The following is a 25,285-nucleotide window of genomic DNA, read 5'->3' as shown; positions in this document are numbered from 1 at the left end:
AATTTTATTGTTTTATCCCTGATGCAGTTCTACGATACTTTCCAAACTCTGAAATTTTATTTATTTTATCATTTTTGAAAACAGGACCTTCTACGCAAATTCTCCATCCAGTATTATCAACACAACACTGACCACATATTCCTAGAGCACATTTCATATATCTTTCCAAAGAATATTCTGCATTTATTTTAGACTCTTCCAGAATATTATAAATTCCTGCCATCATTATCTCAGGACCGCAAACAAATGCAAAATCATAAGACCTATCTTCAAGTAAACCTATAGTACAATCTGTTGCAAATCCTTCAAATCCAAAACTTCCATCATCAGTACATGGGAAAACATTTGCTCCAGATTTCTTTAATGAATCTGCAAAAAGCAATTCCTCTTTTGTAACTGCTGCTGGAACTACATCAACAGTATTGCCTTTTTTAAGCAAATTAGTAGATATTGCATTAATAGGAGCCATTCCAACTCCACCACCAATAGCTAATATCTTTTTATCACGGATATCATTTGAAAATCCATTTCCATAGCTACCTCTAATTCCTATTTTTTCTCCAACATTCAAATTATGAAGTTGAGATGAAAATTCACCAACATTTTTAACACTAATAGCTAATCTAGAATTTTCTTCATCAATTAAAGAAATAGACATTGGTTTTTCATTATGGAAATTCCAAACCATCACAAATTCTCCAGGAGATGGAACACCAAATTTATCCATATCCCAATCAAAAATAAAAGTTTTAATTGATGGAGTTTCTTTAATAATTTCATTAATTTCAACTATCTGTGGAACATTATTCATAAATTACAACTCCTCATGAGCAAGGCCAACCATTTCATCAATAGAACCATAATCTTTTTTATTCATAAATTCTTCTAAATCATTGTTAATTTTACTAAATACATCTACACCTTCATCCATAATAGCAGTACCAATTTGAACTGCTTTTGCTCCAGCAAATAAGAATTCCACAACATCTTCAAAGTTAGAAATACCTCCAACACCAATAATCGGAATTTCAACATTTTCATAAACCGTATAGACATTACGAAGAGCAATAGGTTTTATAGCTTTACCACTCATTCCCCCAAACTTATTTGACAATACCGGTTTTGCAACATCAATATTAATTTTCATCCCAGGACCTAATGAATTAATTAAAGTTAAAGCATCAGCCCCAGCATTTTCTGCAGATTTAGCTATTTCAACAATGTCTGTGACATTAGGAGTTAATTTAGCAATTATTGGCTTATTAGCCACTTCTTTAGCAGCACTAACTATTTTATAAGTTAAATCAGCATCCTGACCAATAGATGCACCATAACCTTCCATAGCATGAGGGCAGGATATATTTAATTCAATCATATCAACATAATCTTCAATTTCCAAAACTAATTTACTAAATTCTTCAGGAGTTGCACCATAAATAGAAGCTATTGAAACAGCCTCATCCCTATCAATTCTTTTAAGTTCTTCTTTAAAATTATCTACTCCCGGATTTGAAAGACCAATAGCATTAATAATACCACAATCAACACCTACTGTTGTAGGATTTACATATCCAGGATTAGGTTCTAATGAAAAAGATTTAGAAACAACCCCTGCAGCTCCAGACCTTATAATCCAATTCATAGAAGAAGCATTACTTCCCATGACTCCTGCAGCCAACATTAAAGGGTTTTTAAATTCAACTCCACAAACATTTGTCCTCAACATGATTACACCAAATTTTATTATATAAATTAAATATGTAATATAAAACATTTATACATTTTTAATCAAACTTTTCTTCATATTTCTTAATTAAATCCCTATACTTATCATTTTGTAATTTTAAACTTATTACATTAGTCTTATTTGATTTAACAATTTCTTCATTGGATTTTAATAAAGATTTGATGTTTTCATCCTGTTTTTCAATTATCAAATCTTTTTGAGCTAACAATCCCTCATAAGTTTTTGAAATTTTTCTTAATTGAATTTCTAAATTTTGTGTATTGTCATGAACCTGCTGTTTATAATCATCAATTAAAGTTCTTAAGTATTTTATTTGATCTTGTTTATCATCAATTATTTCCTGTTTTTCTTTAACTTTTTGTTGAAGATCATCCAATTCTTTAAATTTTGCCTTTTCATTATTAATTTCACTGTCAATTTTAAGTTCTAATGTTTTAATTTCATATCTTTGTTTAGAAATGTAATTTTTAAATTTGTTAATTTCTTTATCCTTATTAGCTAATTCCATATTAAGTTCATCAAGTTCTGCATTTTTTAGCTCAATTGTTTCTTTAAGGTCTTGAAATTTCTTTTTATTATAGTTTGGTTTAGTCATACTCCCAATTCCACAAAATATTCAATTAAACTATATTTTTTAAATCAATTAAATGTTTGTAATTCTGTATATTAATATATCAGTTACAATAAATTTAGTATTAAATTAATAAATGCCTTTGAGTGAAAATATGGAATGTTATATAACCTATTGCATTAAGGGATTTTTAGCGTTTAATGAAGATTTAGAATTAATAACTCAAAAATCATTTCCAAAAGAAAGTATTGCAACTACATTAATGGAAATTGAAAATAAAAAAATAGTTTCACAAGAAAAAGAAATTATTGAAGAAGTTTCACAAGATTATGATACAATTATAATTGAATCAAATAAAAGAATCTCAGATTATTCCAGCTTAAATTCCTTTGAAAAAATAGAAATTAAAACACCAAATCCCGGTGGAGAATATTTAAGAAGTAATTTAAGCGAATTTGTTGAAAATGATTATTTGGAAGTTTATCAACAATTAGCTATTGCTAAAATGAAAGAATTATCTAAATCAGAAGACAAACATCTTATTCAAGCAATAAACTCAATTGATGAAATTGATGAAACAATTAGCAAATTAATTGAAAGAATTAGAGAATGGTACGCATTATACTTCCCAGAAATGGACGTTATAAAAAATAATGAAACATACATTCGTTTAATTGCTGAAAATAAAACTAAAGAGAAAATTATTGAAGCCAAACCAGAAGTATTTTTAATAGATTTAGATTATGATGAAGATATAAACCAATCAGATTTAGATATAATGAATAATTATGCCAATTCAATTTATGAACTACAAAAAAGTAGAAAATCTATTGAAACATACATCGAAGACAAAATGGAATCAATAGCTCCAAATTTAAAGTTATTAGTTGGAGCATCTCTTGGTGCAAAATTAATATCTCATGCTGGAGGACTTAAAAGATTAGCAACATATCCTTCAAGTACTGTTCAAATAATGGGTGCTGAAAAAGCATTGTTTAGACATTTAAAAAGTGGAGACAGGCCTCCAAAATACGGTTTAATCTACCAGCACCCACAAATCAGAAGTGCAAACTGGTGGAATCGTGGGAAAATAGCTAGAATGCTTGCGTCCAAAATATCACTCGCATGTAGAAAAGATATTTTTACTAAAGACTTTGATCCAAATATTTACGAAGAATTCCTTAAAAAAGCTGAAGAAATAGAAAAAGAAAATCCATTCCCAACAAAAACCCGTAAAAAACGTGAAGAAGAACATTCTAAATCCAAAAATAAACATAAGAAATCTAAAAAAAGAAGAAAAAATAAAAGGAGGAAATAATCCATGAAAGTTTATTTAAAGGATGGTCAAATTGCTACTAAAAATCTAACCCCTGGAATTTCAGTTTATGGTGAAGAGCTAATTCAAGAAAAAGAAGAATACAGAATATGGAATCCTAGAAGGTCTAAATTAGCTGCTGCATTATTAAATGGATTAGAAAATCTAGACATTCCCCATGACGCAAAAGTTTTATACTTAGGTGCATCAACTGGAACAACCGTTTCACACATTTCTGATTTAGTAACCCAAGGAAAAATATATGCTGTTGAATTTTCACCAACTACAGCAAAAAAATTAGTGAGATTAGCCAGACAAAGGACTAATATTGCTCCGATTTTAGGAGATGCAACCAAACCCAAAAATTATCTTAATATAGTTGAAAAGGCAGACATTATATACTGTGATGTAGCTCAACCAACCCAAAGTCAATTATTTATGAAAAATATGAACTTAATTGGAAAAGATACTGCAACAGGAGTATTAATGATAAAAGCTAGAAGTATTGACGTTGTACAAAAACCAAAAAAGATTTTTAAGGAAGAAGAAAGAAAATTAAGAGAAAAAGGTTTTAAAATTATTGAAAAAGTAAAATTAGAACCTTACGAAAAAGACCATATTGCATTTGTAATAGAGAAAAATTTTTAATAAAAAATATCTCATTTACACAAGCAAAAGCTTAAAAAAAAGACATAGATAAAATTAAAAAATTAAGTCAAAATACCCCAAAAAGTATTACTTCGATAGCTATTTATAACATAAAAGTATATATAAGATATGCTAATGCAAATAAAAAAAGTTCATTTTATAAGCCTTTAGGGAAAAAATCACTCTATTAATCACTCAAAATTGGTAATTCCTAAAGGAATGAACTTATTTTTTAAAAAGACTTATTTTCCACAGATATCAAATAAATATTAAAAAAAGACCATTTTAACTAAAAAAGTATTACTTTTAAGATGTGTCTAACTTAAAATTTTTTCAAAATAACATCAAAAATTATTCTAGCTACCTCTTTTTTTGAAGTTAAAGGAACATTTATAATATTCTCATTATCTACAATCCAAACTTTATTATTATCTGAGCCAAAATGACAATTTTCATCACTAACATCATTAGCTATTACCAAATCAGTTCCAGCATCCTTAATTTGTTGTTTTGCACTAGCTATTATATCTTGTTTAGAAAGATTAAATTCAGCTTTAAATCCCACTAAAAAAATATTAGGATTTAATTTTTTAATTTGGCGAATAATTTTAATTGTAGGTTTCAAATTTATAGATAATGCTTTTGAAGAATCAATTTTATGACTTTCTTTGTCTTCAAATTTAAAATCAGAAACAGCTGCTGTTGAAATAAAAATATCCTGAGTAGCAATTAATTCACTAATTGCATCATTCATCTCACCAGCTGTTTCAACCTCAATAACATTAAAAACAGAAGGTATTTTTACACTAACATTCGCCACAATTAATGTAACATCAAATCCACGAATATAAGCTTGTTTAGCTAACTCCAAACCCATTTTACCAGAAGATTTATTCGTTATGCCCCTAATTGGATCAATAGGTTCAAAAGTTCCACCAATACTTATTAAAACTTTTTCGTGAATAATATCCCCTCATTTATTTAAATTAATTGTTCTTAATGCTTCTAAAACTATATCTTCTTTATCAGGGAATTTTGCTTTACCTTCATCCATTTTAGGTTTAATAAATGAAGCAGATCCTTCTTTTTTAATTTTATCAATATTTTCCTTAATAGCATCAAACATTGAATCATGCATTGATGGAACGAATAAAATTGGAGTATTATGTCCATATGCAGTAATCAAAAGTGTTGAAATTGGATCATCTGCTAATTTATATGCAAACTTGCTTATAGTATTTGCAGTAGCTGGAGCAACTAATATCAAATCCTCTTGAGAATATTTAACATGCTCAATTTTACCAGTCAATTTAGTTACTACTTCATTACCAGTTGCAAATTCCATTGCATTTGGAGATATCAAATCACAAGCTGCATCACTCATAAAACATTTAACTTCAATATCATTACGTCTGAGTTCCCTAGCTAATTTAATAGATTCACTAGCAGCTATACTGCCAGTAACACATAATACAATCATAAAAAATACTCCTAAAAAAATAAAAAGAATTATGCACCAATTTGCATATTCTCTAAAATATAATCAAATGACTTAAGATTTTTATCAAACTCATTAATCGGCGCACTATACAATACAACATAAGCTTGATCTCCTTTATCAAACCATAATGCTTTATGCTCTTTAACTACCCCATTTACATTAGAAGTATATACATACTCGGTAGCATTCTTGTCACCAATTAAAACTTGACCAGAAGAGCTTAAGTTAAAAGAGGAATCATGTTGCATCGCAGTGTAAGTTTTATTAACAAAAGTATCAAAACTTCCCTCAATCGGCTGTTTTTCAACATTAACAGTAACTGCACCAACATTTGATGCTCCAATAGAATCTGATTTTGCAAGAGCAATTACCGAAGAATTTGAAGTTGATTCAGAAAGCACCCAATCAGAAGGATATTGAACCATAACCCCACCTTTAGAAGAACTCAACATTGTAGTCGTATTATCATTTCCAGTAATTTGAGATGTAGATATATTATTCATGATTAAATATCCAAATGCACAAATAATTATTATAATTAATATAATTCCACATATAACATTCTTTTTCATAAATCCACCTTAATATGATGATTGTCCTGTTTCAACACTTCCAGATTCCTCTGGTTGTCCAGTATCCACACTTCCAGAATCAGTTGGTTCAGACCATCCAGAATCATAACTGCTTTGACTAGAATAAGAATCACTACTGCTTTGTGAACTATCTGAAGTATATGTATCTCCAACCTGAACAGAATCATTAGTTGTATTATTTACTGGAACTTCTTTAACTTCAGGAAATGCTGTATCCTCCACAATAGCCTGTGCATCAGATACTGAAATATTTCCAAAGTCAAAAGTTAAAACTCCATAAGCAATACCTGCAGTAAACCCAATTACTAAAACCAAAACAGCAACCAATTTAAAAGTACTATTATCCATCTGAGAGTTTTTTTCTTCATCTAAAGATTTATCTCCTTTTTTTGGATTAATAATATATTTTTGAACTAAATCCTGCTCTTCATTCTTTTTCTTATTACGTTTAGAATATTTAGGATTATTTTTTCTTTTACCAGATGGTTTACCCTGCATAGACCTAATCCTATTAGTAGCATCACGAGCATCCAATGTATTAAGTTTATCTTCATATTTAGAGCGGAAATATCTGTATTTTTCTTCAGAAATTTTGCCATGTTGGTAGTCCATGTCTAAACTACGCATAACTCTTAGAAGTTTTTCCTTATCATTTGGCATGTATACCATCCCTGAATTTTATCATAATATTAATTTATTTAAACACTAATTTAAAGTTTTTCTAAAACTCAGGATATGAACCTAAAACCTTCAAAAAGTATGTGAGATTATCAAGTTCATTTAAGATATTTTGAACAATCTTATCCTTCCTATGACCATAAAAATCAACAAAAAATAAATATTTCCCCAAACCTTTTTTAGAAGGCCTAGACTCAATTTTAGTTAAGTTAACATGAGCTTTTTCAAAAACTCCCAAAATTTTATAAAGCATACCAGGTTTATCTTCATAAATTGAGAAAATTATTGAAGTTTTATCGTTATTTGTAGGTTCATGATCATTATTTGACAAAACAACAAAACGTGTTTCATTATTATCTACATCCTGAATATTATATTTAAGAATATCCAGATTATAAATTTCAGCAGCTTTAGAATTCCCAATAGCTGCTTTTGTTTTATCCCCCAATATACTTTTAGCAGCACTAGCTGTACTGATAGCATAATGAGGTTGTATTTCATTATCACTAATAAATCCCTGACACTGAGCTATTGCTTGAGAATGTGAATAAACATCAGATATATCTCCCATAGATGTTCCAGGATTAACTATTAAATTTTGATTAATTGGGATTATTATCTCACTAAATATTTTTAAATCGAATTTATGAGCTAAGGAATCTAAAGTAATTCCAACTGGCCCTTCAATAGAATTTTCAATTGGTACAACTCCAAATTGACAAGAACCATTAGAAACACTTTCCATTACTGCAGGTATATTACAGTAGGAAACTAAATTTTCACCAACCATGTGTGCTGCTTCATGAGTAAAAGTTCCTTTCGGGCCTAAAAATGAAATATTATTACACATAATTCATTCATATATTCATTAATAGTTAAAAAGTTTATTGAAAAAAAATAAAAAAAAGAAAAATAGCTAAATAATTAGCTATAAAATTTGATTAAGACTCCAATTTAGCTATAAGTCTTAAAATATCTGTTTGAGTTATAATACCAATCACCACATCATCTTCAACAACAGGCAATCCATTATAACCAGTATCCATCATTATATTTGATACTTCTGAAATAGATGTATCTTTTGAAATAGACAATGGATTATCAGACATGACCTCTTCAACTAAGATTTCTTTAATTTGAGTTTTTTGGTATTTATCTGGAACATTTTTTCTAAAGTCAATAAAAGCATTCATAACATCTTTTGAGGTCATCATACCAACAAGCTCATCTCCATCAATAACTGGTAATCTTCCAACACGAGAATCAATCATGACTCTTCTTGCATGAACTAACCTTTCTTGTGAAGATACAGATTTAATAGTTTCTGACATGACTTCTTTAGCAGTTATTTTATCAAATGCTTTACCAACTGCAAGAGTTACAAAATCTGCTTTTGAAACTATTCCTACCATCATATTATCATCAGAAACAACAGGAACAGAGCCAATACCATTTTCTAACATTATATTTGCAACATCTGCCAAATCCATTGTTTCAATAACAGAAATTACATCTTTAACCATAACAGATGAAATATGAAGTCTTGATGCAGGCATACTTTCATATTTTGAAGAACCTAATTTATCTGCCACATCTCTTTCAGAGATAATTCCAACCAATTCTTTTTGTTTATCTTTATTAGTATTAATTACTGGCAATCTTGATATATCATTTTTAGCCAACAATTTTAAACCATCAGAAAGTTTTTGATCTTTATCAACAGTGATTAAATCTTCAGACATCAAGTTTTTTATTTGCATATTATCATCTCCTTTTAATTAGCAATTACTTAAACAACATTGTTTAATAAAAAATAGAAATAAAAAGATATTTCTATTTAAACTTAAGCTTTTTTAATTACATGCAATATGTCTTTTTCAGTGATAATACCTATGATTTCACCATCTTTAGTTACTGGAACCCCACCAATATTTTTATCAGCAAATAATGCACAAATATCTCCAATTCTTTCTGTTTGAGATATAGTAACTGGATTTTCAGTCATGATATTAGAAACTACATTTTTTAAGACTTCTGAAGCAGCATTAGAATTTAAATTATCAAATAATTCTTTTGCATTAAGATGTCTGATAATATCAGTAGAAGTTACTACACCTAATAATTTTTTATTTGCTTTAGATATATCTGCTTCACCACCAACAACAGGTATTCTTCTTAAACCATTTCTAACCATTATTTTACAAGCACTTTCTATTGGAGTTCCAGGAGTGGTTGTAAATACTTTAGTAGACATATAATCCTGTGCAACTTCATCAGTTACCACCCCAGCTAATGATAATGCAATATCTCTTTCAGTTACAATACCTACAAGTTTATCATCAGCATCAACAAGAGGAATTGCACCAATTTGATTAGATAACATTGTTTCAATTGTATCATTAATTGAAGACTTATTAGAAAGGCAAATTACATCACGAGTCATAATTTCCCTAATTGGTTCATTAATAGCTGCTAAGAAGTTATCCTCATATTTATTTTCAATAATGTTGAATTTTTTTCCTCCACCAAAGAAATCCAAAATATCCATTACTGTAACAATACCTAAAACTTTACCAGAACCTGGATCAGTTATTGGTAACCTCCTAAACGCATGTTCCATCATTACTTTAGCAGTATCCTTGATACTTTTAGTTGGAGGAATAGAAATCACTTCATTAGTAGCAATAGCCATGATTTCTCCTTCTTTATCAGGAACTTTTGTTTCATGTTCAACTGAACCCCTTTTCATAGATTTTCTTAAATTAATGGATGATTTATCTTTCATTTTATCACACCTCAGCAGTGAATGTAATGCCTAAAAAAATAATTTAATAAAAAATCAAAACAAAATTATTCCACATTTACTCAATATTTAATATTTTATGCACCTGTGGAATGGTGGATACCTCAAAATATCGCCCAACAATTTCTGAAAATTCAAATAATTTAGAATTAGAATTATTCCAGTCCTTTAAAGGACTAGACGGTTGGATAATTATTTGAAGTTTATTTTTGTTTGAAATATTATTAGATAATTTTTCCATTACCTCTTGAATTAAATTTATTTTTGTTGAAGGCAATACAACTACTTTACAATATAACATTATAGACCTTGCCATTAATAAATTTACTGATTTGATTTCGTTAAAAAAAACCTCTTCATCAAAATCATTATTAAAATGTTCAGGTAATTTAATATCTAATGACACAATGTCCAATTTTTTAATATCGCTGATTTTTTCAGGTAAAGTACCATTTGTTTCTAAAAGAATTTTTAAATCAGTTTTACTAGCAACTTCATTAATAAATTCAGGATATAAACTTGGTTCACCACCAGTAAAAGAAATCACATGACAATCAGGAGTCCTAATATTTTCAATAGCTGTTACAACTTCTTCAACAGTCATTAATTTGCCAGAATTTTCAGATTTACTATTTTGAGTATCGCAATAGTTGCAATTTAAATTACAACCTGCAAATCTAACAAATATCTGCCTTTGTCCAATGAAAAGACCTTCACCTTGGAAGCTTGAAAAAATTTCAATTATCGGAGCCCTCATAATTAATCATCAAATACCTTTTTATAAATTGCTCCTTGACCAATTCCTTCATTAACTCCAACTGCAACATAATCTAAATTATCATATTTTTCACCTAATTTTTTAGCTAATGTTTCAGCAAAGAATTTGGATAATTCTTCAGCAGAAGAATAAGGAAGAGGTAAAAATACACAATCTTCACTAGGAATAGAATATCCTTTTCCATTAATTTTAAAGTAAATTGTTTTTTCTTCTTTTAAATCAAAAATAGAATCTGATTTTTTATTAAAGTTCTTTATATCTATTAACTCATTATAAACCGGAATTAATAATCTGTGATCCAATTCATTACAAATTGCTTTAGTATATGATTTAACATCTTTAAAATCAACTACAAATTTAAATTCCCCTGCACGTTCCCCCTCAATTTCCACATCAACAAAATAAGAATGTCCATGAATATGGCCACAAGATTCATGACCTGGAATAACATGAGCTGAAGAAAACCTTAAATTAGATTGTATACCATTAATCATAATTTTCATAAAATCACCACATTATAATAAATTTGTTTTACTAATATCATTTTCTATTGTTTCCAATTCGTTAATAAACCTATTAACAACATCATTAACTAAATCAACTAAATTATCATTATTAAATATTTGATTACCATCAGTATCTTTAATATCAAAAAGACCAATAGTTTCTACATCATCAGGAGTTCCTTTATCTTCCAAATTAAGAGCAAAATGGATTTTCATAGAACTTAAAGATGCGCTAGCTATTGAAATACTTAATTTTCTATTTTCCACAAAAATATCATCTCCCTCCCTTTTAGAGACAATTCCTTTTTCAAATAAAACTTCTCTAAAAATCATAACTAATAATCTTTGACGAAGATAAGCTATTCTCATATTTGCAGGTTGACAATCAAAAAACTCACAAATAAAATTAATCATATAATTAGATTTAATTTCAAGTCCAACATCTGCAAAATCCTTTAAATTATCAGGAGTAATATATACCGGACCCACCCATGTAATAATAGATGATCCATATATTCCAAATTCATTAAAAGCCCAGGAAGGATTAATTTGACTTCCATCATACTCAAAAATATCATCAATATGCTTGTGAATAATAGTCATAGTTAAATGTTAGATATTATTTTTATATAAAAATATTGTGAAAGAAATAAAAAAATTAATTTTGACCAACAATATCCTGAATTCAAAATTAAATAGAAAAACAAGTTTAATATTAATTTCATAATATTAAAACAAGGAAGTTATTTTTATGAAACAAGTAAGAACAAGAGATTTTATTTATTCAACTGATGGACTATATTTTGCATCTACAAACTACATCCATCCTAGTGACAGATTTATCTCATTTTTAAGATATATTCCAGATCCTAATGGAGATAGACAAAAAAATGGTAAAAAATACAGAAAAGTTACTTCAAAAGAAGCATATGATTATTTAAGAGAAAATCATCCAGATTATCTGTACTTTTGTGATGTTACAAATGTCGAAATGATGGGTGTTCCTAAAGAAAAAGTAGCTAAAATTATTAAACCTGAAGAAAGATTAGCTGAACTTAGAACTGCTTTTAATAATGGAGAAAAATTAAAAAATCCTGAAATAATGGCTAAATTAATGGATGTTGCAGATTTTTTCCATTATATTGCAGATATTCCTTATGAAAATTTAGGAATTTCCGGATCAATTTTACCTGGGCTTCACAAAGAAGATGTCTCAGATATTGATTTTGTAGTTTTCGGATTAGAAAATCATAGAAAAGCTATGAAAGCATTTAGAGAAAATAAAGGTAAAAATGTCCATATTGATGAAGTAAATAAAGATATAACTGTAAAAGGAATTGTAGATGAATTCTGGGAAAAAGTTTACAACAAACGTATGAAAGACTCTAGTTTAACCATGGACGAATTCAAATGGTATGAAAATAGAAAAGGAAATAGAGGAACAATAAATGGAACTTTATTTGACATTTTATGTACTAAAAATTATGATGAGATTAGTGGTGAATGGGGAGATACTGTTTATGAACCATTAGGAATAGCTCAAATTGAATGTGATATTGTAAGTGCACTTGGTGCGTTTGATAATCCTTCATTATACACTATTGAAAATTTAGAAATAGTTGATGGTGTTGAAGCTCCAATATCTGAAGTTGTTTCATTTACACACACCTATGCTGGAGAAGTTATTGATAAAGAACATGTTATAGCTAAAGGAAAAGTTGAAAAAGTCATTACTGATGGAAAAGAAGACACTTATAGGCTTGTTGTTGGAACTACCAGAGAATCCATGGACGAATATATCAAGCTCAAAGAAAGTCCAGCATGATAAAATTGTAATAATAGCTAAATATTATTAGCTATTCTCTTTTTTTATTTGATTTTAAAAGATTTAATTAATTTAAAACCTCTCATTATTTATATTAACTAATTCTAATCAATAATATCGATTTTGAAGAGGTTAAAAAATGATAAATATATCATCTATAAAAATGTATATGTATTGTCCGATGAAATTATACCTACAAACACATGTAGACATTTCTAAAAATGAAGATTATCAAGTATATACTGAACTTAAAAACATTAAAATAGATATTCAAGATTTATTACAAAAAAATATGCGCAAATTAAAGAAAGATATGGAATTAAAGGAAATAGAAACGGCATTATCTCAAAATATATCTAGTTACAGTGAAAATAATTTAGAAACTATAGAAAAATTAGGTTATGAAATTACACAAGAACAAAAATACGAAATAACCAATGAAAGTTATTTTAATATAAAAATATTAGCTCTCAAAGCTAAAAAAGCAATGAAAATATTAAATAAAGATGGTTTTGAAATCACAGAAATGTTTTTCCCAAATTGTATATATTCTTACTTGATAAAAGACAATCAAATTGATTTAATTGGGATTTGTGACAAAATAGAAATTATTGATGGGAAATATTATCCCATACTTTTTAAAAGTTCCAATCCCCCAATTAAAGGTGTTTGGGATGGAGATGCAATTGAAGTTGCAGCTACTGCTCTTCTAATTGAAGAAGAATTTGACAGTGAAGTTTTTGTAGGATTTGTAGAATATTCAAAAATAAAGGATAAAAGACCAGTAGTTATAGATATGAACCTTAGAAAAAGTTTATTTGGCATTTTAAATGAAACAAAAGAAATCATAATAAATAAAAAGATACCAAAAGTGAAAATAAGTGAAAAAAAGTGTAAAAATTGCGAATATTATGCAATTTGTACAAAAGATTAATATTCAATATCTCCATGAAGTTTTTCAATATCAAAAACTGCAGTATCAGCTATTGCCATTACTGCAAGAACTCCTGCTTGTACCGGATCAGTTATAATTAAATCAGCATAATCTTTAACACTTCCAGGCATATTTAAAGAAATAATAATTACTCCTTTTTCTTTTTTTATTTTTTTAACTGCTTCAGTTATTTTTCCACCCATCAAAGAACCAGCCAATACTAAAACATGCGCTCTTGGAAGTCTAGATACTGCATCAGTAGCTTCAGCTATGTTTTCTTCCCCAACAATCGGAAGAGTATCTACACTTATACGTTCACCACGAATATTATGCCTATCAGCTTCAGTGATTGCACCTAATGCAACTTGAGATACCTGTGCACCACCACCGACAATAATAATGCGCTTTCCATAAACATTTGATTGAGATGAATGTATTTCCACAGATTTAACTTCATCAAGAGCTTCTAAATCAACAATCAAATCTTTAATATTATTTACATTTTCAAGTTCCAAATCAATTGTGCCTACATTATTTTTTTCAATGAAAAGATGAGTATAACTAATATTAACCTCATGTTGAACTATAATTGAAGTAATATCATCCAATACTCCTTTTTTTTCATCAGATTTAATAGTTAAACTATAATTTCCCATATTAATTCCTTATTTTATCTAATTGTGCATGTGCTCTTTTCCACATTTTTAAAAAATTATCCTCTTTTGATACAGGAATCACTTCCAGTCCTAAATCCCTATGTTCATCAATCCAACTTTCATCAAAAACTGGAATTTCAATCTTAATAGGTTCAGAAGTTTTATTTACAACTATAAGATTCCTATAAGGAAACTGTGTTTCTACAATATATCCTCCAAGACTTATTATATGTTTTGGTTGCATAACAAATTTCAAATAATCACCTCATAATACACCAATTACAATAGATAACACTCCAAGTAAAGATATTCCAACAATAGTAGGTAATAATTGTCTATTTGTAAACACTGGAGTAAATGCTGAGAAAATACCCATCATAACTACAAATACCAATGCTACAATTATATTAACTAAAATTCCCCATGAAAATATACTTGGTGGAATACCAATAAACAATACTGAAAACAATGCACCAAGAACAAACATAAAAAATCCTCTTGTAATAAATACAACTGCCCGATATTTAGCAGCATATTCCATATAAGGACCTTCAATTACATCAGATTTTGCTTTGATGATTGAAAACGGATATTCATTTAATAAAATCATATAACCAATGAAAAATACAATAGCTGCAATAGCTCCAGATACTGTAAATAAAAATGGTCCATTAGCTTGTTGATATTGAATTATATCTTGAAGATAAATGCTTCCAGCATAAGTTATAGGTGCAAATACTGATAAATATAATGGGAATGAACCATAAGTAATCATTCTTAAAGATCTTCTTGCACTTATATCTTCCATGAAAGACCTAGTAGCATTTTTATGAACTGCTCCTTTTACTAAATCTGGAAAGGGCATTCCAACAGACATGATTGATTTAGATAATGCTCCCATTAACACATAACATATTTCTTCAACTTTTAACAAACCAACAACAGCTATTAAACTAGCTAATGCCGGAATATGAAATGCTTGAGGAGTTAAAGCTATTAATATACACAACACTACTATGAAACATATAATAGGTAATGCTTTATATAAATTTGGAAGCGGAGAAGATACTCTAACATTTTCCTTAAATACAAATTTAATTGGAGCCATAATTCCTGGAGAAGTTACTGGTGGACCAATTCTTTGTTGAATTCTAGCATGAACATATTTTCTTTCAATACCAGGTAAAAATGTACTTACAACAAAACATACCACTACTGTAACAATTACTGCTAAAATAGAGAAAATAATAGTATTTTGCATCATAATTTTATCTCCTAATTATCTCAATTACTCTATCAGTACAAGTAAAACATGGATCACACTGAACAATACACAATTGCGCATCAGTTATTTGATCACCAATACAGGCATATTGCATTGCACCAATATTTGCCATAGATGGAGTTCTAATAATAGAATGCCTAACTCTTCCACTTTCTAAAGCATAAGAATGATACAATGTTCCCCTTGGAACTTCAATACGACTTTCAATAATATCAGTATCTTTCATTTCCCAATTTCTAGTTACAACTGGCCCTTCAGGCAAATTAGCAATAGCTTGACGAATTATTTTAATTGATTCAAAGGATTCTAATGCCCTCATCATCAAATTAGCTTTAACATCACCATCTTCCTGAGTTATAATATTAAAATCAAAATCATCATATTCTTTCATCGTTGTTCTCAAATCCTGCACAACACCAGTAGCTCTTAAAGTTGGGCCAGTAACATCTAATTTAATAGCTTGTTTTTGAGGAAGTACACCAACACCAGTAACCCTAGACATCAATATTGAGTCTGCAGTGAACCTATTTACAAAATCTGTTAAACCTTCTTCTAACTTATCAATATCAACAATTAATCTTTCAATTCTTTTAGAATCTAAGTCACATCTTGGACGGATTCCACCAATAACAGAACAACCATATTGAACACGATTTCCACCAATCATGTTTAAAAGTTCCATTACGATTTCTCTAAGGTAAAATACCCTCATTGAAAATGTTTCATGAGCTAAAACTTCACATCCATGAGCCAAATAAAGAAAATGACTATGCAATCTTTCTAATTCACCAACAATAATTCTAATATAACTAGCTCTTTTTGGAATTTCAATATCCAAACCTAATTCTGCAGTTCTTACAGAATTCCAAACATGAGCATTAGAACAAATTCCACATATTTTTTCAGTTAATGCATTAGCTTTTTCAACAGGAAGTCCTTCCATGATTCTTTCTATTCCCCTATGGTTAACCCCAATAGTTATTTCAGCTTCCTGAACAATTTCATCTTCTACAAAAAGTCTGACCCTATACGGTTCTAATGCAGCTGGGTGAACTGTACCCATAGGAATTTCAGTTTCTATAATTTTACTATTTGGTATTTTTTCATCCATTTTTAAACTCCTTTTATTAATCTGCATCTAATAATTTTGGTAAAATTGATACAACTCCTGATAAAATATCCTGAGGCCTTACAGCACAACCCGGAACCTTTGCATCAACAGGTATTATATTTTCAACAGGTCCTTCAATTTCTTCAGATGGAATATCTCCATGAATATTTTTATAAACTCCACCCATCAAAGCACAACTTCCTGCAGCCACCACCAATTTAGGTTCAGGTATAGCATTATAAATTTCTTCTAATGGTTTTCTATTTAGTTTAGTTACAGGACCTGTGACAACCAAAACATCAGCTTCACGAGGATTCCATGTTAAAAACACTTTATATTGTTCAGCATCAAATTTAGGTGATAATACAGAGTTAACAATCTCAATATCGCACCCATTACATCCACCAGTATAAACTAACATTAGATGTATTGCTCTTGCTCTTGAAAATGATTTAATTCCCATATAATCCCCCTTAATCTTCCTTATTTTTTAATATTGTTTTATCTGAAAGATACTGTGAAATAACTTTTAATTTATCATCAGATATTTTAACTGGTTGGTTAATAAGTTTTGAAACATCCACTTCTTGATTTCCAACAGTATTTGGATGAACTGTTCCTTTTTCACCATACAATAAAAATACTGGACAAAAATCATGACAATAATAACATACAACACATTTAAGTGGGTTTAACTCTGGAACTTCTGTTTTTGTCCAATTATCAGTTAACTTTACTGGAGATGCTAATTTTTTCATTTCAATAGCATTTGTTGGGCAAACATTAGCACAACCTCCACAACCAATACAAGCATCTTCATCAACTTTTTTAGTTGGTTCCACTGTAAGTGTAGATACCTGTTTTCTTATTTCCATGTCAGTAACCCTATCTGCTGCAAAGAATATTCTTTTAAAGTTAGTGAATGCTCCTTCCAAAGCTATTTTAAGCATGTTTATCATTTAGATCCCCTCTATAGAATCTCTAAAAGTTCTTTCAAACATAAATGCATTTGCCGGACAAGCATTTTTACATGCCCCACAATATTTACATTTTTCTTCATTTACTTCAAATTTATCCTCTTTTTTGTTAATTGCATCATATGGACAAATATCATAACATAATCCACAATGCATGCATAATTTTTGTTCAATGAAACAAAAACCATCAATAATCTCTTTTTTATGCATTGTAGTTTTTGGAATTGCATTAACTGGACAATGCACACCACAGTTTTCACATAATATACATTTATCCAAATCAACAGAAATACTTCCTCTATGTAAAGTAATGGCATTTTCCTGACAAACTTCACAGCATATTCCACAAGAAATACAATCATCAGTTATTGAACCGTCCCATGTAGCTATTTTAAATAATCTTGCATTATTATCACAGACTTTAACACAATTTCCACAGGATACACAAAATCCAGAAAGTGTTTTTTGTTCTTCCCCATTTATTTCATTAACAAGAAGCATTTCTTCATCTTCTCTAAGAGTACCTGTTGGACAAGAATCAATAGCTATTTTATGTGATTTTGAAATATTTTCTCCAATATCTTCTGTTGGATCATACCTTAATTTTGAATCATCATAACGTAATGATTCATTTTCAGACAATGTTGCGCATAATCCACAATTAATACAAGATATAATAGAACCTTCTGGTTTTTGATTAATATGATTTACATTTATCTTAAAATTCTCAATAGATACTGCATTATGAGGACATGCTTTTAAACAATTCAAACAAAGTGTACAGATGTTTTTATTAACTATATGATTTTTATTCATTGCACCATTTGGACAAACATCAACACAAAGTCCACAATCACTACAAATACCTTCATCCCTATCTAAAGTTACATGAATAGTAGATGTTGGACAATATTCCTCACACCTTCCACAGAATATACAGTTATCATAATCCGTTGCAAAATACCTTCTAGATACTTGAGTTACTTCATTAGTCTTATGTGGAACTCCTTTATATGTTGGTAATGCAGTACTTAACGATTTTATAAATTCCAACTGTTTTTCTTCAGTTAACTTAAAACTATCTATTCTTGAATGTGATGGACAGGCATCTTCACAAACCCCACAACGTGAGCAAATACCATAAACTACCCCATCTTCAATTTTAATATTGTTTATAGGACAGTTATACATACACATTCCACAGCCACTACATTTAGCTCTGTCTACAACATAACCTCCATAATTATTAACAAATATTGCATTACTTGGACAATTTTTATAACATAAACCACAAGTAAGACAGCTTAAAGCCTTTCCATTAATTAAACGAATAGCTTTAGTAGGGCATTGTTTAATACAGTCCCCTATTCCTTCACATGTATTAGTCGATACAAACATTATAAAAACTCCTTACTCTCCTCTACCAAATAATAGTTTACCTACAAAAATACCGAGCAATCCAAAGAAAAATCCGGAAGCTATTGGCATATCTGTGTAAAATGGAAACGGCCCTAATTGCCATGCAGATACCAATCCAACTATGAAAATTATTACAAATGATGCTAAGGTGAACTGTGTATCCATACGTTTACTTTTAATTTGAGATCCTACAAGAACACCTAATAAAAATCCAAATATTATTGCACCTAAATTTAACATATGTTCACCTCAGTTCTCCTCTTCAAACTTTTTAAAACCCATAAAAGCTATGACAATTGCGCTTAATCCAACAAATACTTTTAAACCTACTACAATATTCAAATATGGAAGTATACCTGCATTTGTTACATCAGGATAATGGAAAATTGTCCTTACAAAATCTGGAACAACACCAGAAATATCAGTTCCTACATTGTACAAGAAAGATCCTGCAAAGAACAAACCTACAAGACCAAGCCCAATATAAACTAAAATTCCAAATCCTTCAACTGCACTAACAAAATCATGAGATAAATTTATTGGAGATTTATCCAAACCATAAACTAAAAGACATATAATCACTCCTGCAGTAATCATAGCTCCCCCTTGGAAACCTCCACCAGGAGTTATATGACCTCCTAAAATAGTCATTATCCCCATACATGATACAAAAATAGCAATTGGTAAAGCTATTAACTTTAAAATTACACTATTTTGACTCATTCTTCTTTACCTCCTAATCTTCCTCTACCAAATACAAGTAAAACAACTAAACCTGCAGTTAATAATATAATAGATTCTCCCAAAGTATCATAACCTCTGAAATCAAAAATTACAACAGTAATTAAATTTGGAGATATTTGAGTACCTAACTCATTATAAATATTACTTACACCAGGAACAATAACCTTATTTAAATTAAATAATGCATCAAATAAAGATACAGAAAATAATACTGTAACTATTGATGCAATTATAGTTTTAATACTATTAGACAAAGTTACCACCCCAATAAACAAACACAACAATTATTCCTAAAACCATAACCGTGTAAAATATCATTTTATCTAATGAATCATCCTGTTCTATTTTAAATTTAGGAATTAATGGCATGTTTTTTACTAAAACAACAAGAATAATTAAAGTAACAATACCTGCAAGTAATAAATGAACATGTCTTAATAATAAACATACCATTACTAATGAAACAATTAACAATATTTCAGATGTAATACTTCCAGAAACATCAGCATTAGTTACAGGACCTGGAGAAAAGAATTTTCTAAAATCTTTTACAACATTGAATATCTGGTCATAAAGTTTCATAAAATACCTCCTACAAATTCAGAAATTCCATTTGTAACAATACCGGGACAAATACCTAATACAATAATTAATATTAATAAAACACCCATTGCAAATACTGCAGATTTAGGTACATCATTATCAGGTACTTCCAATGTAGCTGGTTTTGGTCTTAAAAACATTCCATAGAATGTTTTAACAAATACAACAAATGTAGCTATACTTACAATAACTGCAAGAATAGATAATTCTGGATATCCGCAACTTAATGAAGCTTGAACAAGCATTAATTTACTTTGGAATCCACTAAATGGAGGAACACCTGCCATAGCCAAACCACCAAACAGAAGCATTAAACCAACTTTTGGATGGTAAGCTAATAGTCCACCTAATTTACGAGTATCCTCTTCTTTAGTTACATAAGCTATAAGTCCAAATCCTATAAATAATAATGCAGTAGTTATTATTTCATTAAGTGCTTGGAAAAGACCTGCAGTAATAGAAAACTGAGTTCCAAGACCAATACCCAATCCAATAAAACCAAGTTCCCCTACTGCTAAATAACCTATCATTCTTCTGAAATCTGTTTGAGTTAAAGCTAGAGAAACACCTAGAATCATTGCTAAAATTGAAAACAATATTAATAACAGTTCAAAGATTGGTAATTCATGGAATATTCTAAACATTATTAAAACAATGGAAATCATTGAAATAACTGTAAATGCCTGGAGTAATGCTGCACCATGAGGTTCTGCTTTACTATATATTCCAGATTTTATAACATGGAATGGAGGTAATCCTGAAGCATATAACCATCCGAAGAATATTAAAGCAAATGCCATTAATAAAACAGGAGAAGTCATACTTAAAGTTCCATTATGAAGTGCTACAACAATATCAGAAATATTAATATTACCTGTACTTGCAAGTAAAAATCCAATTCCTAAAAGCATTATTGGACTTCCAATAGATCCTAAAACCATGTATTTTAAAGCCATTTCATAACTATAATCCATAGGTGATGCAATCACAATACCTACTTGAACTAATGCAAGTATTTCAAAAAATACAAACATGTTAAATATATCATCAGTAAGTAATAATGCTGTTACAGATGCAGTACCCATAAATAACAAGAATAAATAATGTCCAGAAGCTTTTTTATATTTTGATAAATAAATAAACGCAACTAAGAAAGTTATTAATCCTATTACTGCAATAAATATCTGTTGCAACATATCAAATGAATATGTAATAGCAGGGTGATAAACAACTCCAGTTACATTATCAACCATTGGAGTATAACCTCCAAAGAAATGCAATCCATAATTAGAAAGTAACGGAATTATTGGTAAGCAGATAGCTACTACAAATGATAATATTTTAACAGACTTATTAAATTTAGAAAATACATTTACAAGTATTGCACAAAGCATAGGAACTATTACCATAAGTGGAATTAAATAATTACTCATTATATTCCTCCTGTTTAGATGTATCTGCCAACAATACTTTTGTACTTAAAGTTCCATATTTCTTATAGATAACCATTACAATAGCTAACATTACTGCTAAAGTACTTGCTCCAATTACAATACTAGTTAATACTAACCCAAATGGTAAAGGATATGCTGAATTTGCAGCATACCAAGATGAATTCATTCCAGGCATCAAAATTGGAACCACTCCACCAGGTTTATACCCAATAGCAATAATAAATAAATTTGCACCTTCTTCAATAAAACTAATACCAATTATCTTTTTTATGATATTATCAATGAAAATAGCTGCAAAAAGACCTACAACAACCAAAGCTCCTGCAGTAATTAACGCTGCTAATTGCATATATGCCATTATGAATCATCCCTTTGTGTTTTTTTAATAGCTAATGCCAAAAATACAGGAACAATAGCTGCACCAACAATAGCCTGTGTTAAAGCAACATCAGGAGCTAGTAAAATTTGGAAAAGTACTGCAAGAGCCCCTCCAGAAAATCCTGTTAACATTGCTGCTTTCAACAAATCTTTTTGAATAAGAGCAAGAATCGCACTTACAACTGTAATAATCATTAATATAATACTTAACATCTTACTCATCCTCACTAATTTCTAATGTAGAAATAGAAAATTTAATATTATCCTTTCTACCATCATTTGATTCATTTTCCATTTTTTTAACATCATTTATATTATGAACAAATGGATTTTCATCTTTTGAACTTTCAACTTCCACATTTTTATTCTGTAGATTATTTACTTTATCTTCAGAATTATAAAAAGCATTAGCTATTGCATGTGCTGTAAATGGTGCTATAACTAAATAAATACCTGCTAAAAGATATTGTTGCAATCCAAGCATTGCTAAAATAAATGCTATATCAAAAACACCTGCAACATGAATTCTAGCATAAATTAGATTATCCATATTTTTATCTAAAGTTACAAATCCAATAGCAGATATTATTATTAAAATAGCTGAAATAATAAGGAAAATAGACTGAATTAATTCAATTATAAACATTAGTCATCTCCTCCCTGAGTAACAGCAAAAGCAACAGTCCCTATAAATCCAAATAACACTAAAGCCATAGATATGTCTTTAAAGAAAGTTATACCATACATATCCCCAACAACAAGTAAAGATAATGCAAAGGCTACAACCACAACAGAACTACTTAAAAGTCCCATTGATGTGGATTTATAAGCACCTGCCCTTAAAGCAGCAAACATCATTATCATTGATGCAATAACCACAAAATATTTTGAAATAAATAATATGTCCATTACTATCCCACTCAACAATTAATAAATATAAAGAAAATTACTCCAACATCTTCTTTATATATGATTCAAAAGGAATAATATCTTCCTTACTTCTTGGAGAAATAGCAGCTACTTTAATAATGTTATTTTCAGAATCCAAATCAACAGACAAAGTTCCTGGAGTTAAAGAAATACTATTTGCTAAAATTGTTTGAGAAACAGGCCTCTCTAAAACTGTTTCAATTTCTACAACAACAGGATTAATATTTTGTCTCATAATTCCATTAACAGCAACATCATATGTTGCTTTAATTATTTCATAAATAAGGTCTAAGAAATATAATATTCCATAACCTAGTCTAGTTAAAAACATTAAATAAGCTCCATTTCGTAGATTAAAAAGTCAACATAATTAAAATTAAAAAATTGACCATATAAACATTATTATTTATCATGATTATTTATTATAAATGTATGCATTTAATCTGAGATGAAAAAATCACCTAAAATTAGAATCAAGACAACTACTTAAAAAAATTATTTATATTAATACTAATAAAATTTAGATGTACCTAAAAAAGTGATTTAAATGGAAATTCTAGAAAAAACAGAACCTATAATAATATTCATTGCAATAATAACCGGCCTTGAATTAAGTGATATTTCAATTTTAAACAACAACAGTGAATCATTAATAACTTTATTCCTCTGTTTAATGTTATATGGGCTGTTTTTAGAAGTTCCAATTAAAGATTTAAAAAACAGTTTTAAAAATGTTAAATTTACCTCAACAAGCTTAATAATAAATTTTATCTGGACACCACTTTTAGGATACTTCCTGGGATCATTATTTTTAAAAGGAAATATAGATATATTCATTGGATTTTTCATGCTCATTTTAACCCCTTGTACCGACTGGTACCTCGTATTTACAAAAATGGCAAAAGGAAATGTAAATTTAAGCCTTTCAATACTCCCAATAAATTTAATACTTCAAATTATATTATTACCAATATATCTAATTTTATTCTTTGCAAGTAACAATTCTATGAATTACTATGAATTAGGATACTCCATATTAATTGTTGTTATAATCCCCTTTGTTTTAGCGCAACTAACCAAATTTATACTAAAAAATAAAGAAAAACTTAATGAAAAAATAACCAATTTCTTTTCAAACTGCCAAATAATATTTTTAGCTATTGCAATATTCGGAATATTTAACAGTAAAGGAGAAATTGTATTTGATAATTTAAATTCAATTTTATTAATATTCATCCCTTTAATCTTATTTTTCATTATAAATCTTATTTTAGACTTTACAATATCTAAAAAAATAGAATTTACATATGAAGATTATGTAAGCTTAACTATGACTACATTAGCACGTAATTCACCTTTAGCACTAGCTATTGCTGTAAACTCATTTCCAGGAAGAGAATTAATATTAATCGGACTAGTAATTGGACCACTAATAGAATTACCAGTATTATATTGCATATCAAAGATTCTAACAAGTATTAAAAAAAGATATTAAGGAGTAGTTAATTTTAATCCAATGATTCCTGCTATAACTACCCCTATAAAAAAGATTCTTAAAAGGTTTGCAGATTCCCCTAAAAAGAAAATTCCAAAAATTATAACTCCAATTGCACCAATAGCTGTCCAACAAGCATATGCAGTTCCCATAGGAATTGTTTTAAATGAAAAAGATAAGAAAATTAAACTTAAAATCATGAATATAACTGTTAAAATAGAAAATAACAATCTTGTGAAATTTTCAGAAAATTTTAAAGCCAATACCCATCCCATTTCAAAAATACCTGCAATAATTAAATAAATCCATGAATTCATACATCATAGTTTTAAAA

The 25,285-nt window shown here is 28.9% G+C and carries 36 protein-coding genes; 5 read left to right on the top strand and 31 right to left on the bottom strand.

Translation table 11 applies throughout. From position 1 onward, the window contains the following. Positions 1–4: 4 nt before the first annotated feature. From Q0984_RS01010 to Q0984_RS01000, 3 genes are read right to left on the bottom strand one after another with little or no spacing between them, the layout of a single operon-like run. A complete protein-coding gene (locus Q0984_RS01010; RefSeq protein WP_299522220.1) occupies positions 5–811 on the bottom strand; it encodes a dihydroorotate dehydrogenase electron transfer subunit in 807 nt (268 codons plus the stop codon). Between the two features lie 3 nt (positions 812–814). Then, positions 815–1,726, bottom strand: coding sequence for a dihydroorotate dehydrogenase (locus Q0984_RS01005; protein WP_299522217.1), 912 nt, complete (start codon positions 1,724–1,726; stop codon positions 815–817). 58 nt (positions 1,727–1,784) lie between these two features. Continuing rightward, positions 1,785–2,342, bottom strand: a complete 558-nt coding sequence (locus Q0984_RS01000; RefSeq protein WP_299522214.1) for a glycosyl transferase — start codon at positions 2,340–2,342, stop codon at positions 1,785–1,787. Between the two features lie 130 nt (positions 2,343–2,472). On the opposite strand from Q0984_RS01000, the gene Q0984_RS00995 reads away from it, so the two are divergent. Both Q0984_RS00995 and Q0984_RS00990 read left to right on the top strand, forming a co-directional pair. Next, on the top strand, positions 2,473–3,636 hold the full coding sequence (locus Q0984_RS00995; RefSeq protein ID WP_299522211.1) for an NOP5/NOP56 family protein: 1,164 nt from the start codon (positions 2,473–2,475) through the stop codon (positions 3,634–3,636). Between the two features lie 3 nt (positions 3,637–3,639). Further along, positions 3,640–4,281: a fibrillarin-like rRNA/tRNA 2'-O-methyltransferase gene (locus tag Q0984_RS00990; RefSeq protein WP_299522208.1), complete on the top strand. Its 642-nt coding sequence runs from the start codon at positions 3,640–3,642 to the stop codon at positions 4,279–4,281. Between the two features lie 322 nt (positions 4,282–4,603). Here the strand turns inward: Q0984_RS00990 and Q0984_RS00985 are convergent, their stop codons facing one another. The 10 genes from Q0984_RS00985 to Q0984_RS00940 all read right to left on the bottom strand — a co-directional run bounded on the left by Q0984_RS00985 (position 4,604) and on the right by Q0984_RS00940 (position 11,743). Further along, positions 4,604–5,227, bottom strand: a complete 624-nt coding sequence (locus Q0984_RS00985; RefSeq protein ID WP_299522347.1) for a phosphopantothenoylcysteine decarboxylase — start codon at positions 5,225–5,227, stop codon at positions 4,604–4,606. 27 nt (positions 5,228–5,254) lie between these two features. Then, positions 5,255–5,761, bottom strand: a complete 507-nt coding sequence (locus Q0984_RS00980; RefSeq protein ID WP_299522205.1) for a flavoprotein — start codon at positions 5,759–5,761, stop codon at positions 5,255–5,257. 29 nt (positions 5,762–5,790) lie between these two features. Further along, positions 5,791–6,354, bottom strand: coding sequence for a PsbP-related protein (locus Q0984_RS00975; protein ID WP_299522202.1), 564 nt, complete (start codon positions 6,352–6,354; stop codon positions 5,791–5,793). A 9-nt stretch (positions 6,355–6,363) separates the two neighbouring features. Next, on the bottom strand, positions 6,364–7,035 hold the full coding sequence (locus Q0984_RS00970; RefSeq protein WP_299522199.1) for an endoglucanase: 672 nt from the start codon (positions 7,033–7,035) through the stop codon (positions 6,364–6,366). Positions 7,036–7,096: 61 nt separating this feature from the next. Further along, complete coding sequence (gene pheA / locus Q0984_RS00965; RefSeq protein ID WP_299522196.1) at positions 7,097–7,903, bottom strand: prephenate dehydratase; 807 nt, start codon at positions 7,901–7,903, stop codon at positions 7,097–7,099. Between the two features lie 91 nt (positions 7,904–7,994). Beyond that, positions 7,995–8,813, bottom strand: a complete 819-nt coding sequence (locus tag Q0984_RS00960) for an HPP family protein (RefSeq protein ID WP_299522193.1) — start codon at positions 8,811–8,813, stop codon at positions 7,995–7,997. Between the two features lie 83 nt (positions 8,814–8,896). Then, positions 8,897–9,838, bottom strand: coding sequence for a CBS domain-containing protein (locus Q0984_RS00955; protein WP_299522191.1), 942 nt, complete (start codon positions 9,836–9,838; stop codon positions 8,897–8,899). A gap of 76 nt (positions 9,839–9,914) precedes the next feature. Next, positions 9,915–10,613, bottom strand: coding sequence for a 7-carboxy-7-deazaguanine synthase QueE (locus Q0984_RS00950; RefSeq protein WP_299522189.1), 699 nt, complete (start codon positions 10,611–10,613; stop codon positions 9,915–9,917). 2 nt (positions 10,614–10,615) lie between these two features. Next, positions 10,616–11,137 carry a 6-carboxytetrahydropterin synthase gene (locus tag Q0984_RS00945; protein WP_299522186.1) on the bottom strand — a complete coding sequence of 174 codons (522 nt, stop codon included), beginning with the start codon at positions 11,135–11,137 and terminating at the stop codon, positions 10,616–10,618. Positions 11,138–11,149: 12 nt separating this feature from the next. Beyond that, entirely contained in the window at positions 11,150–11,743 is a 594-nt protein-coding gene (locus tag Q0984_RS00940) for a DUF366 family protein (RefSeq protein WP_299522183.1), read from the bottom strand. A 148-nt stretch (positions 11,744–11,891) separates the two neighbouring features. On the opposite strand from Q0984_RS00940, the gene Q0984_RS00935 reads away from it, so the two are divergent. Both Q0984_RS00935 and Q0984_RS00930 read left to right on the top strand, forming a co-directional pair. After that, a complete protein-coding gene (locus tag Q0984_RS00935) occupies positions 11,892–12,965 on the top strand; it encodes a DNA polymerase subunit beta (RefSeq protein WP_299522180.1) in 1,074 nt (357 codons plus the stop codon). 139 nt (positions 12,966–13,104) lie between these two features. Beyond that, positions 13,105–13,899 carry a Dna2/Cas4 domain-containing protein gene (locus Q0984_RS00930; RefSeq protein ID WP_299522177.1) on the top strand — a complete coding sequence of 265 codons (795 nt, stop codon included), beginning with the start codon at positions 13,105–13,107 and terminating at the stop codon, positions 13,897–13,899. On the opposite strand, the gene Q0984_RS00925 is transcribed toward Q0984_RS00930, so the two are convergent. From Q0984_RS00925 to Q0984_RS00845, 17 genes are read right to left on the bottom strand one after another with little or no spacing between them, the layout of a single operon-like run. Further along, on the bottom strand, positions 13,896–14,555 hold the full coding sequence (locus Q0984_RS00925) for a DUF5612 domain-containing protein (protein WP_299522174.1): 660 nt from the start codon (positions 14,553–14,555) through the stop codon (positions 13,896–13,898). The genes Q0984_RS00930 and Q0984_RS00925 overlap by 4 nt on opposite strands. 1 nt (position 14,556) lies before the next feature. Beyond that, positions 14,557–14,811: an energy-converting hydrogenase B subunit P gene (locus tag Q0984_RS00920; RefSeq protein ID WP_299522171.1), complete on the bottom strand. Its 255-nt coding sequence runs from the start codon at positions 14,809–14,811 to the stop codon at positions 14,557–14,559. A gap of 9 nt (positions 14,812–14,820) precedes the next feature. Then, on the bottom strand, positions 14,821–15,819 hold the full coding sequence (locus tag Q0984_RS00915) for a respiratory chain complex I subunit 1 family protein (protein ID WP_299522168.1): 999 nt from the start codon (positions 15,817–15,819) through the stop codon (positions 14,821–14,823). A 4-nt stretch (positions 15,820–15,823) separates the two neighbouring features. Then, positions 15,824–16,951: a nickel-dependent hydrogenase large subunit gene (locus Q0984_RS00910; RefSeq protein ID WP_299522165.1), complete on the bottom strand. Its 1,128-nt coding sequence runs from the start codon at positions 16,949–16,951 to the stop codon at positions 15,824–15,826. Positions 16,952–16,967: 16 nt separating this feature from the next. Next, positions 16,968–17,414 (bottom strand): NADH-quinone oxidoreductase subunit B family protein, encoded by a 447-nt coding sequence (locus Q0984_RS00905; RefSeq protein ID WP_299522162.1) that lies wholly within the window; start codon positions 17,412–17,414, stop codon positions 16,968–16,970. Between the two features lie 10 nt (positions 17,415–17,424). Continuing rightward, positions 17,425–17,910 carry a 4Fe-4S binding protein gene (locus tag Q0984_RS00900; RefSeq protein WP_299522160.1) on the bottom strand — a complete coding sequence of 162 codons (486 nt, stop codon included), beginning with the start codon at positions 17,908–17,910 and terminating at the stop codon, positions 17,425–17,427. Next, a complete protein-coding gene (locus tag Q0984_RS00895) occupies positions 17,911–19,326 on the bottom strand; it encodes a 4Fe-4S binding protein (RefSeq protein WP_299522157.1) in 1,416 nt (471 codons plus the stop codon). It abuts the gene before it with no gap. Positions 19,327–19,338: 12 nt separating this feature from the next. Further along, positions 19,339–19,587, bottom strand: a complete 249-nt coding sequence (locus Q0984_RS00890) for an energy-converting hydrogenase B subunit J (protein ID WP_299522154.1) — start codon at positions 19,585–19,587, stop codon at positions 19,339–19,341. Positions 19,588–19,596: 9 nt separating this feature from the next. Continuing rightward, the gene (locus Q0984_RS00885; protein ID WP_299522151.1) at positions 19,597–20,070 is read right to left on the bottom strand and encodes an MnhB domain-containing protein; all 474 of its coding nucleotides are present in this window, start codon (positions 20,068–20,070) and stop codon (positions 19,597–19,599) included. Beyond that, positions 20,067–20,345 carry an EhbH gene (locus Q0984_RS00880; RefSeq protein WP_299522148.1) on the bottom strand — a complete coding sequence of 93 codons (279 nt, stop codon included), beginning with the start codon at positions 20,343–20,345 and terminating at the stop codon, positions 20,067–20,069. The genes Q0984_RS00885 and Q0984_RS00880 overlap by 4 nt, the downstream gene beginning before the upstream one ends. After that, the gene (locus Q0984_RS00875; protein WP_299522146.1) at positions 20,338–20,673 is read right to left on the bottom strand and encodes a hydrogenase; all 336 of its coding nucleotides are present in this window, start codon (positions 20,671–20,673) and stop codon (positions 20,338–20,340) included. The genes Q0984_RS00880 and Q0984_RS00875 overlap by 8 nt, the downstream gene beginning before the upstream one ends. Next, positions 20,670–22,127, bottom strand: a complete 1,458-nt coding sequence (gene ehbF / locus Q0984_RS00870) for an energy conserving hydrogenase EhbF (RefSeq protein WP_299522143.1) — start codon at positions 22,125–22,127, stop codon at positions 20,670–20,672. Before ehbF ends, Q0984_RS00875 begins: the two co-directional genes overlap by 4 nt. Then, positions 22,120–22,506, bottom strand: coding sequence for a cation:proton antiporter subunit C (locus Q0984_RS00865; protein ID WP_299522139.1), 387 nt, complete (start codon positions 22,504–22,506; stop codon positions 22,120–22,122). Before Q0984_RS00865 ends, ehbF begins: the two co-directional genes overlap by 8 nt. After that, positions 22,506–22,748: a DUF4040 domain-containing protein gene (locus tag Q0984_RS00860; RefSeq protein ID WP_299522136.1), complete on the bottom strand. Its 243-nt coding sequence runs from the start codon at positions 22,746–22,748 to the stop codon at positions 22,506–22,508. The genes Q0984_RS00865 and Q0984_RS00860 overlap by 1 nt, the downstream gene beginning before the upstream one ends. After that, positions 22,741–23,172 carry a cation:proton antiporter gene (locus tag Q0984_RS00855; RefSeq protein ID WP_299522133.1) on the bottom strand — a complete coding sequence of 144 codons (432 nt, stop codon included), beginning with the start codon at positions 23,170–23,172 and terminating at the stop codon, positions 22,741–22,743. Before Q0984_RS00855 ends, Q0984_RS00860 begins: the two co-directional genes overlap by 8 nt. Further along, a complete protein-coding gene (locus tag Q0984_RS00850; RefSeq protein ID WP_299522130.1) occupies positions 23,172–23,435 on the bottom strand; it encodes a monovalent cation/H+ antiporter complex subunit F in 264 nt (87 codons plus the stop codon). The genes Q0984_RS00855 and Q0984_RS00850 overlap by 1 nt, the downstream gene beginning before the upstream one ends. 37 nt (positions 23,436–23,472) lie before the next feature. Continuing rightward, positions 23,473–23,787, bottom strand: a complete 315-nt coding sequence (locus Q0984_RS00845) for a monovalent cation/H+ antiporter subunit E (protein ID WP_299522127.1) — start codon at positions 23,785–23,787, stop codon at positions 23,473–23,475. A gap of 216 nt (positions 23,788–24,003) precedes the next feature. On the opposite strand from Q0984_RS00845, the gene Q0984_RS00840 reads away from it, so the two are divergent. Continuing rightward, positions 24,004–24,951, top strand: a complete 948-nt coding sequence (locus Q0984_RS00840; RefSeq protein ID WP_299522124.1) for an arsenic resistance protein — start codon at positions 24,004–24,006, stop codon at positions 24,949–24,951. Here the strand turns inward: Q0984_RS00840 and Q0984_RS00835 are convergent. Beyond that, positions 24,948–25,268: a multidrug efflux SMR transporter gene (locus Q0984_RS00835; protein WP_299522120.1), complete on the bottom strand. Its 321-nt coding sequence runs from the start codon at positions 25,266–25,268 to the stop codon at positions 24,948–24,950. The genes Q0984_RS00840 and Q0984_RS00835 overlap by 4 nt on opposite strands. Positions 25,269–25,285: the final 17 nt, after the last annotated feature.

It is taken from the genome of uncultured Methanobrevibacter sp. (genome assembly GCF_934746965.1).
GTDB lineage: Archaea > Methanobacteriota > Methanobacteria > Methanobacteriales > Methanobacteriaceae > Methanocatella.
This window is presented reverse-complemented; position numbering and strand designations above follow the sequence as displayed.

What these genes read in the sequence shown, in the direction of transcription:
- Q0984_RS01010 (WP_299522220.1), bottom strand. Translation starts at nt 811, where the DNA reads ATGAATAATGTTCCACAGATAGTTGAAATTAATGAAATTATTAAAGAA.
- Q0984_RS01005 (WP_299522217.1), bottom strand. Translation starts at nt 1,726, where the DNA reads ATGTTGAGGACAAATGTTTGTGGAGTTGAATTTAAAAACCCTTTAATG.
- Q0984_RS01000 (WP_299522214.1), bottom strand. Translation starts at nt 2,342, where the DNA reads ATGACTAAACCAAACTATAATAAAAAGAAATTTCAAGACCTTAAAGAA.
- Q0984_RS00995 (WP_299522211.1), top strand. Translation starts at nt 2,473, where the DNA reads ATGGAATGTTATATAACCTATTGCATTAAGGGATTTTTAGCGTTTAAT.
- Q0984_RS00990 (WP_299522208.1), top strand. Translation starts at nt 3,640, where the DNA reads ATGAAAGTTTATTTAAAGGATGGTCAAATTGCTACTAAAAATCTAACC.
- Q0984_RS00980 (WP_299522205.1), bottom strand. Translation starts at nt 5,761, where the DNA reads ATGATTGTATTATGTGTTACTGGCAGTATAGCTGCTAGTGAATCTATT.
- Q0984_RS00975 (WP_299522202.1), bottom strand. Translation starts at nt 6,354, where the DNA reads ATGAAAAAGAATGTTATATGTGGAATTATATTAATTATAATAATTATT.
- Q0984_RS00970 (WP_299522199.1), bottom strand. Translation starts at nt 7,035, where the DNA reads ATGCCAAATGATAAGGAAAAACTTCTAAGAGTTATGCGTAGTTTAGAC.
- pheA (WP_299522196.1), bottom strand. Translation starts at nt 7,903, where the DNA reads ATGTGTAATAATATTTCATTTTTAGGCCCGAAAGGAACTTTTACTCAT.
- Q0984_RS00960 (WP_299522193.1), bottom strand. Translation starts at nt 8,813, where the DNA reads ATGCAAATAAAAAACTTGATGTCTGAAGATTTAATCACTGTTGATAAA.
- Q0984_RS00955 (WP_299522191.1), bottom strand. Translation starts at nt 9,838, where the DNA reads ATGAAAGATAAATCATCCATTAATTTAAGAAAATCTATGAAAAGGGGT.
- Q0984_RS00950 (WP_299522189.1), bottom strand. Translation starts at nt 10,613, where the DNA reads ATGAGGGCTCCGATAATTGAAATTTTTTCAAGCTTCCAAGGTGAAGGT.
- Q0984_RS00945 (WP_299522186.1), bottom strand. Translation starts at nt 11,137, where the DNA reads ATGAAAATTATGATTAATGGTATACAATCTAATTTAAGGTTTTCTTCA.
- Q0984_RS00940 (WP_299522183.1), bottom strand. Translation starts at nt 11,743, where the DNA reads ATGACTATTATTCACAAGCATATTGATGATATTTTTGAGTATGATGGA.
- Q0984_RS00935 (WP_299522180.1), top strand. Translation starts at nt 11,892, where the DNA reads ATGAAACAAGTAAGAACAAGAGATTTTATTTATTCAACTGATGGACTA.
- Q0984_RS00930 (WP_299522177.1), top strand. Translation starts at nt 13,105, where the DNA reads ATGATAAATATATCATCTATAAAAATGTATATGTATTGTCCGATGAAA.
- Q0984_RS00925 (WP_299522174.1), bottom strand. Translation starts at nt 14,555, where the DNA reads ATGGGAAATTATAGTTTAACTATTAAATCTGATGAAAAAAAAGGAGTA.
- Q0984_RS00915 (WP_299522168.1), bottom strand. Translation starts at nt 15,819, where the DNA reads ATGATGCAAAATACTATTATTTTCTCTATTTTAGCAGTAATTGTTACA.
- Q0984_RS00910 (WP_299522165.1), bottom strand. Translation starts at nt 16,951, where the DNA reads ATGGATGAAAAAATACCAAATAGTAAAATTATAGAAACTGAAATTCCT.
- Q0984_RS00905 (WP_299522162.1), bottom strand. Translation starts at nt 17,414, where the DNA reads ATGGGAATTAAATCATTTTCAAGAGCAAGAGCAATACATCTAATGTTA.
- Q0984_RS00900 (WP_299522160.1), bottom strand. Translation starts at nt 17,910, where the DNA reads ATGATAAACATGCTTAAAATAGCTTTGGAAGGAGCATTCACTAACTTT.
- Q0984_RS00895 (WP_299522157.1), bottom strand. Translation starts at nt 19,326, where the DNA reads ATGTTTGTATCGACTAATACATGTGAAGGAATAGGGGACTGTATTAAA.
- Q0984_RS00890 (WP_299522154.1), bottom strand. Translation starts at nt 19,587, where the DNA reads ATGTTAAATTTAGGTGCAATAATATTTGGATTTTTATTAGGTGTTCTT.
- Q0984_RS00885 (WP_299522151.1), bottom strand. Translation starts at nt 20,070, where the DNA reads ATGAGTCAAAATAGTGTAATTTTAAAGTTAATAGCTTTACCAATTGCT.
- Q0984_RS00875 (WP_299522146.1), bottom strand. Translation starts at nt 20,673, where the DNA reads ATGAAACTTTATGACCAGATATTCAATGTTGTAAAAGATTTTAGAAAA.
- ehbF (WP_299522143.1), bottom strand. Translation starts at nt 22,127, where the DNA reads ATGAGTAATTATTTAATTCCACTTATGGTAATAGTTCCTATGCTTTGT.
- Q0984_RS00865 (WP_299522139.1), bottom strand. Translation starts at nt 22,506, where the DNA reads ATGGCATATATGCAATTAGCAGCGTTAATTACTGCAGGAGCTTTGGTT.
- Q0984_RS00860 (WP_299522136.1), bottom strand. Translation starts at nt 22,748, where the DNA reads ATGAGTAAGATGTTAAGTATTATATTAATGATTATTACAGTTGTAAGT.
- Q0984_RS00855 (WP_299522133.1), bottom strand. Translation starts at nt 23,172, where the DNA reads ATGTTTATAATTGAATTAATTCAGTCTATTTTCCTTATTATTTCAGCT.
- Q0984_RS00850 (WP_299522130.1), bottom strand. Translation starts at nt 23,435, where the DNA reads ATGGACATATTATTTATTTCAAAATATTTTGTGGTTATTGCATCAATG.
- Q0984_RS00845 (WP_299522127.1), bottom strand. Translation starts at nt 23,787, where the DNA reads ATGTTTTTAACTAGACTAGGTTATGGAATATTATATTTCTTAGACCTT.
- Q0984_RS00840 (WP_299522124.1), top strand. Translation starts at nt 24,004, where the DNA reads ATGGAAATTCTAGAAAAAACAGAACCTATAATAATATTCATTGCAATA.
- Q0984_RS00835 (WP_299522120.1), bottom strand. Translation starts at nt 25,268, where the DNA reads ATGAATTCATGGATTTATTTAATTATTGCAGGTATTTTTGAAATGGGA.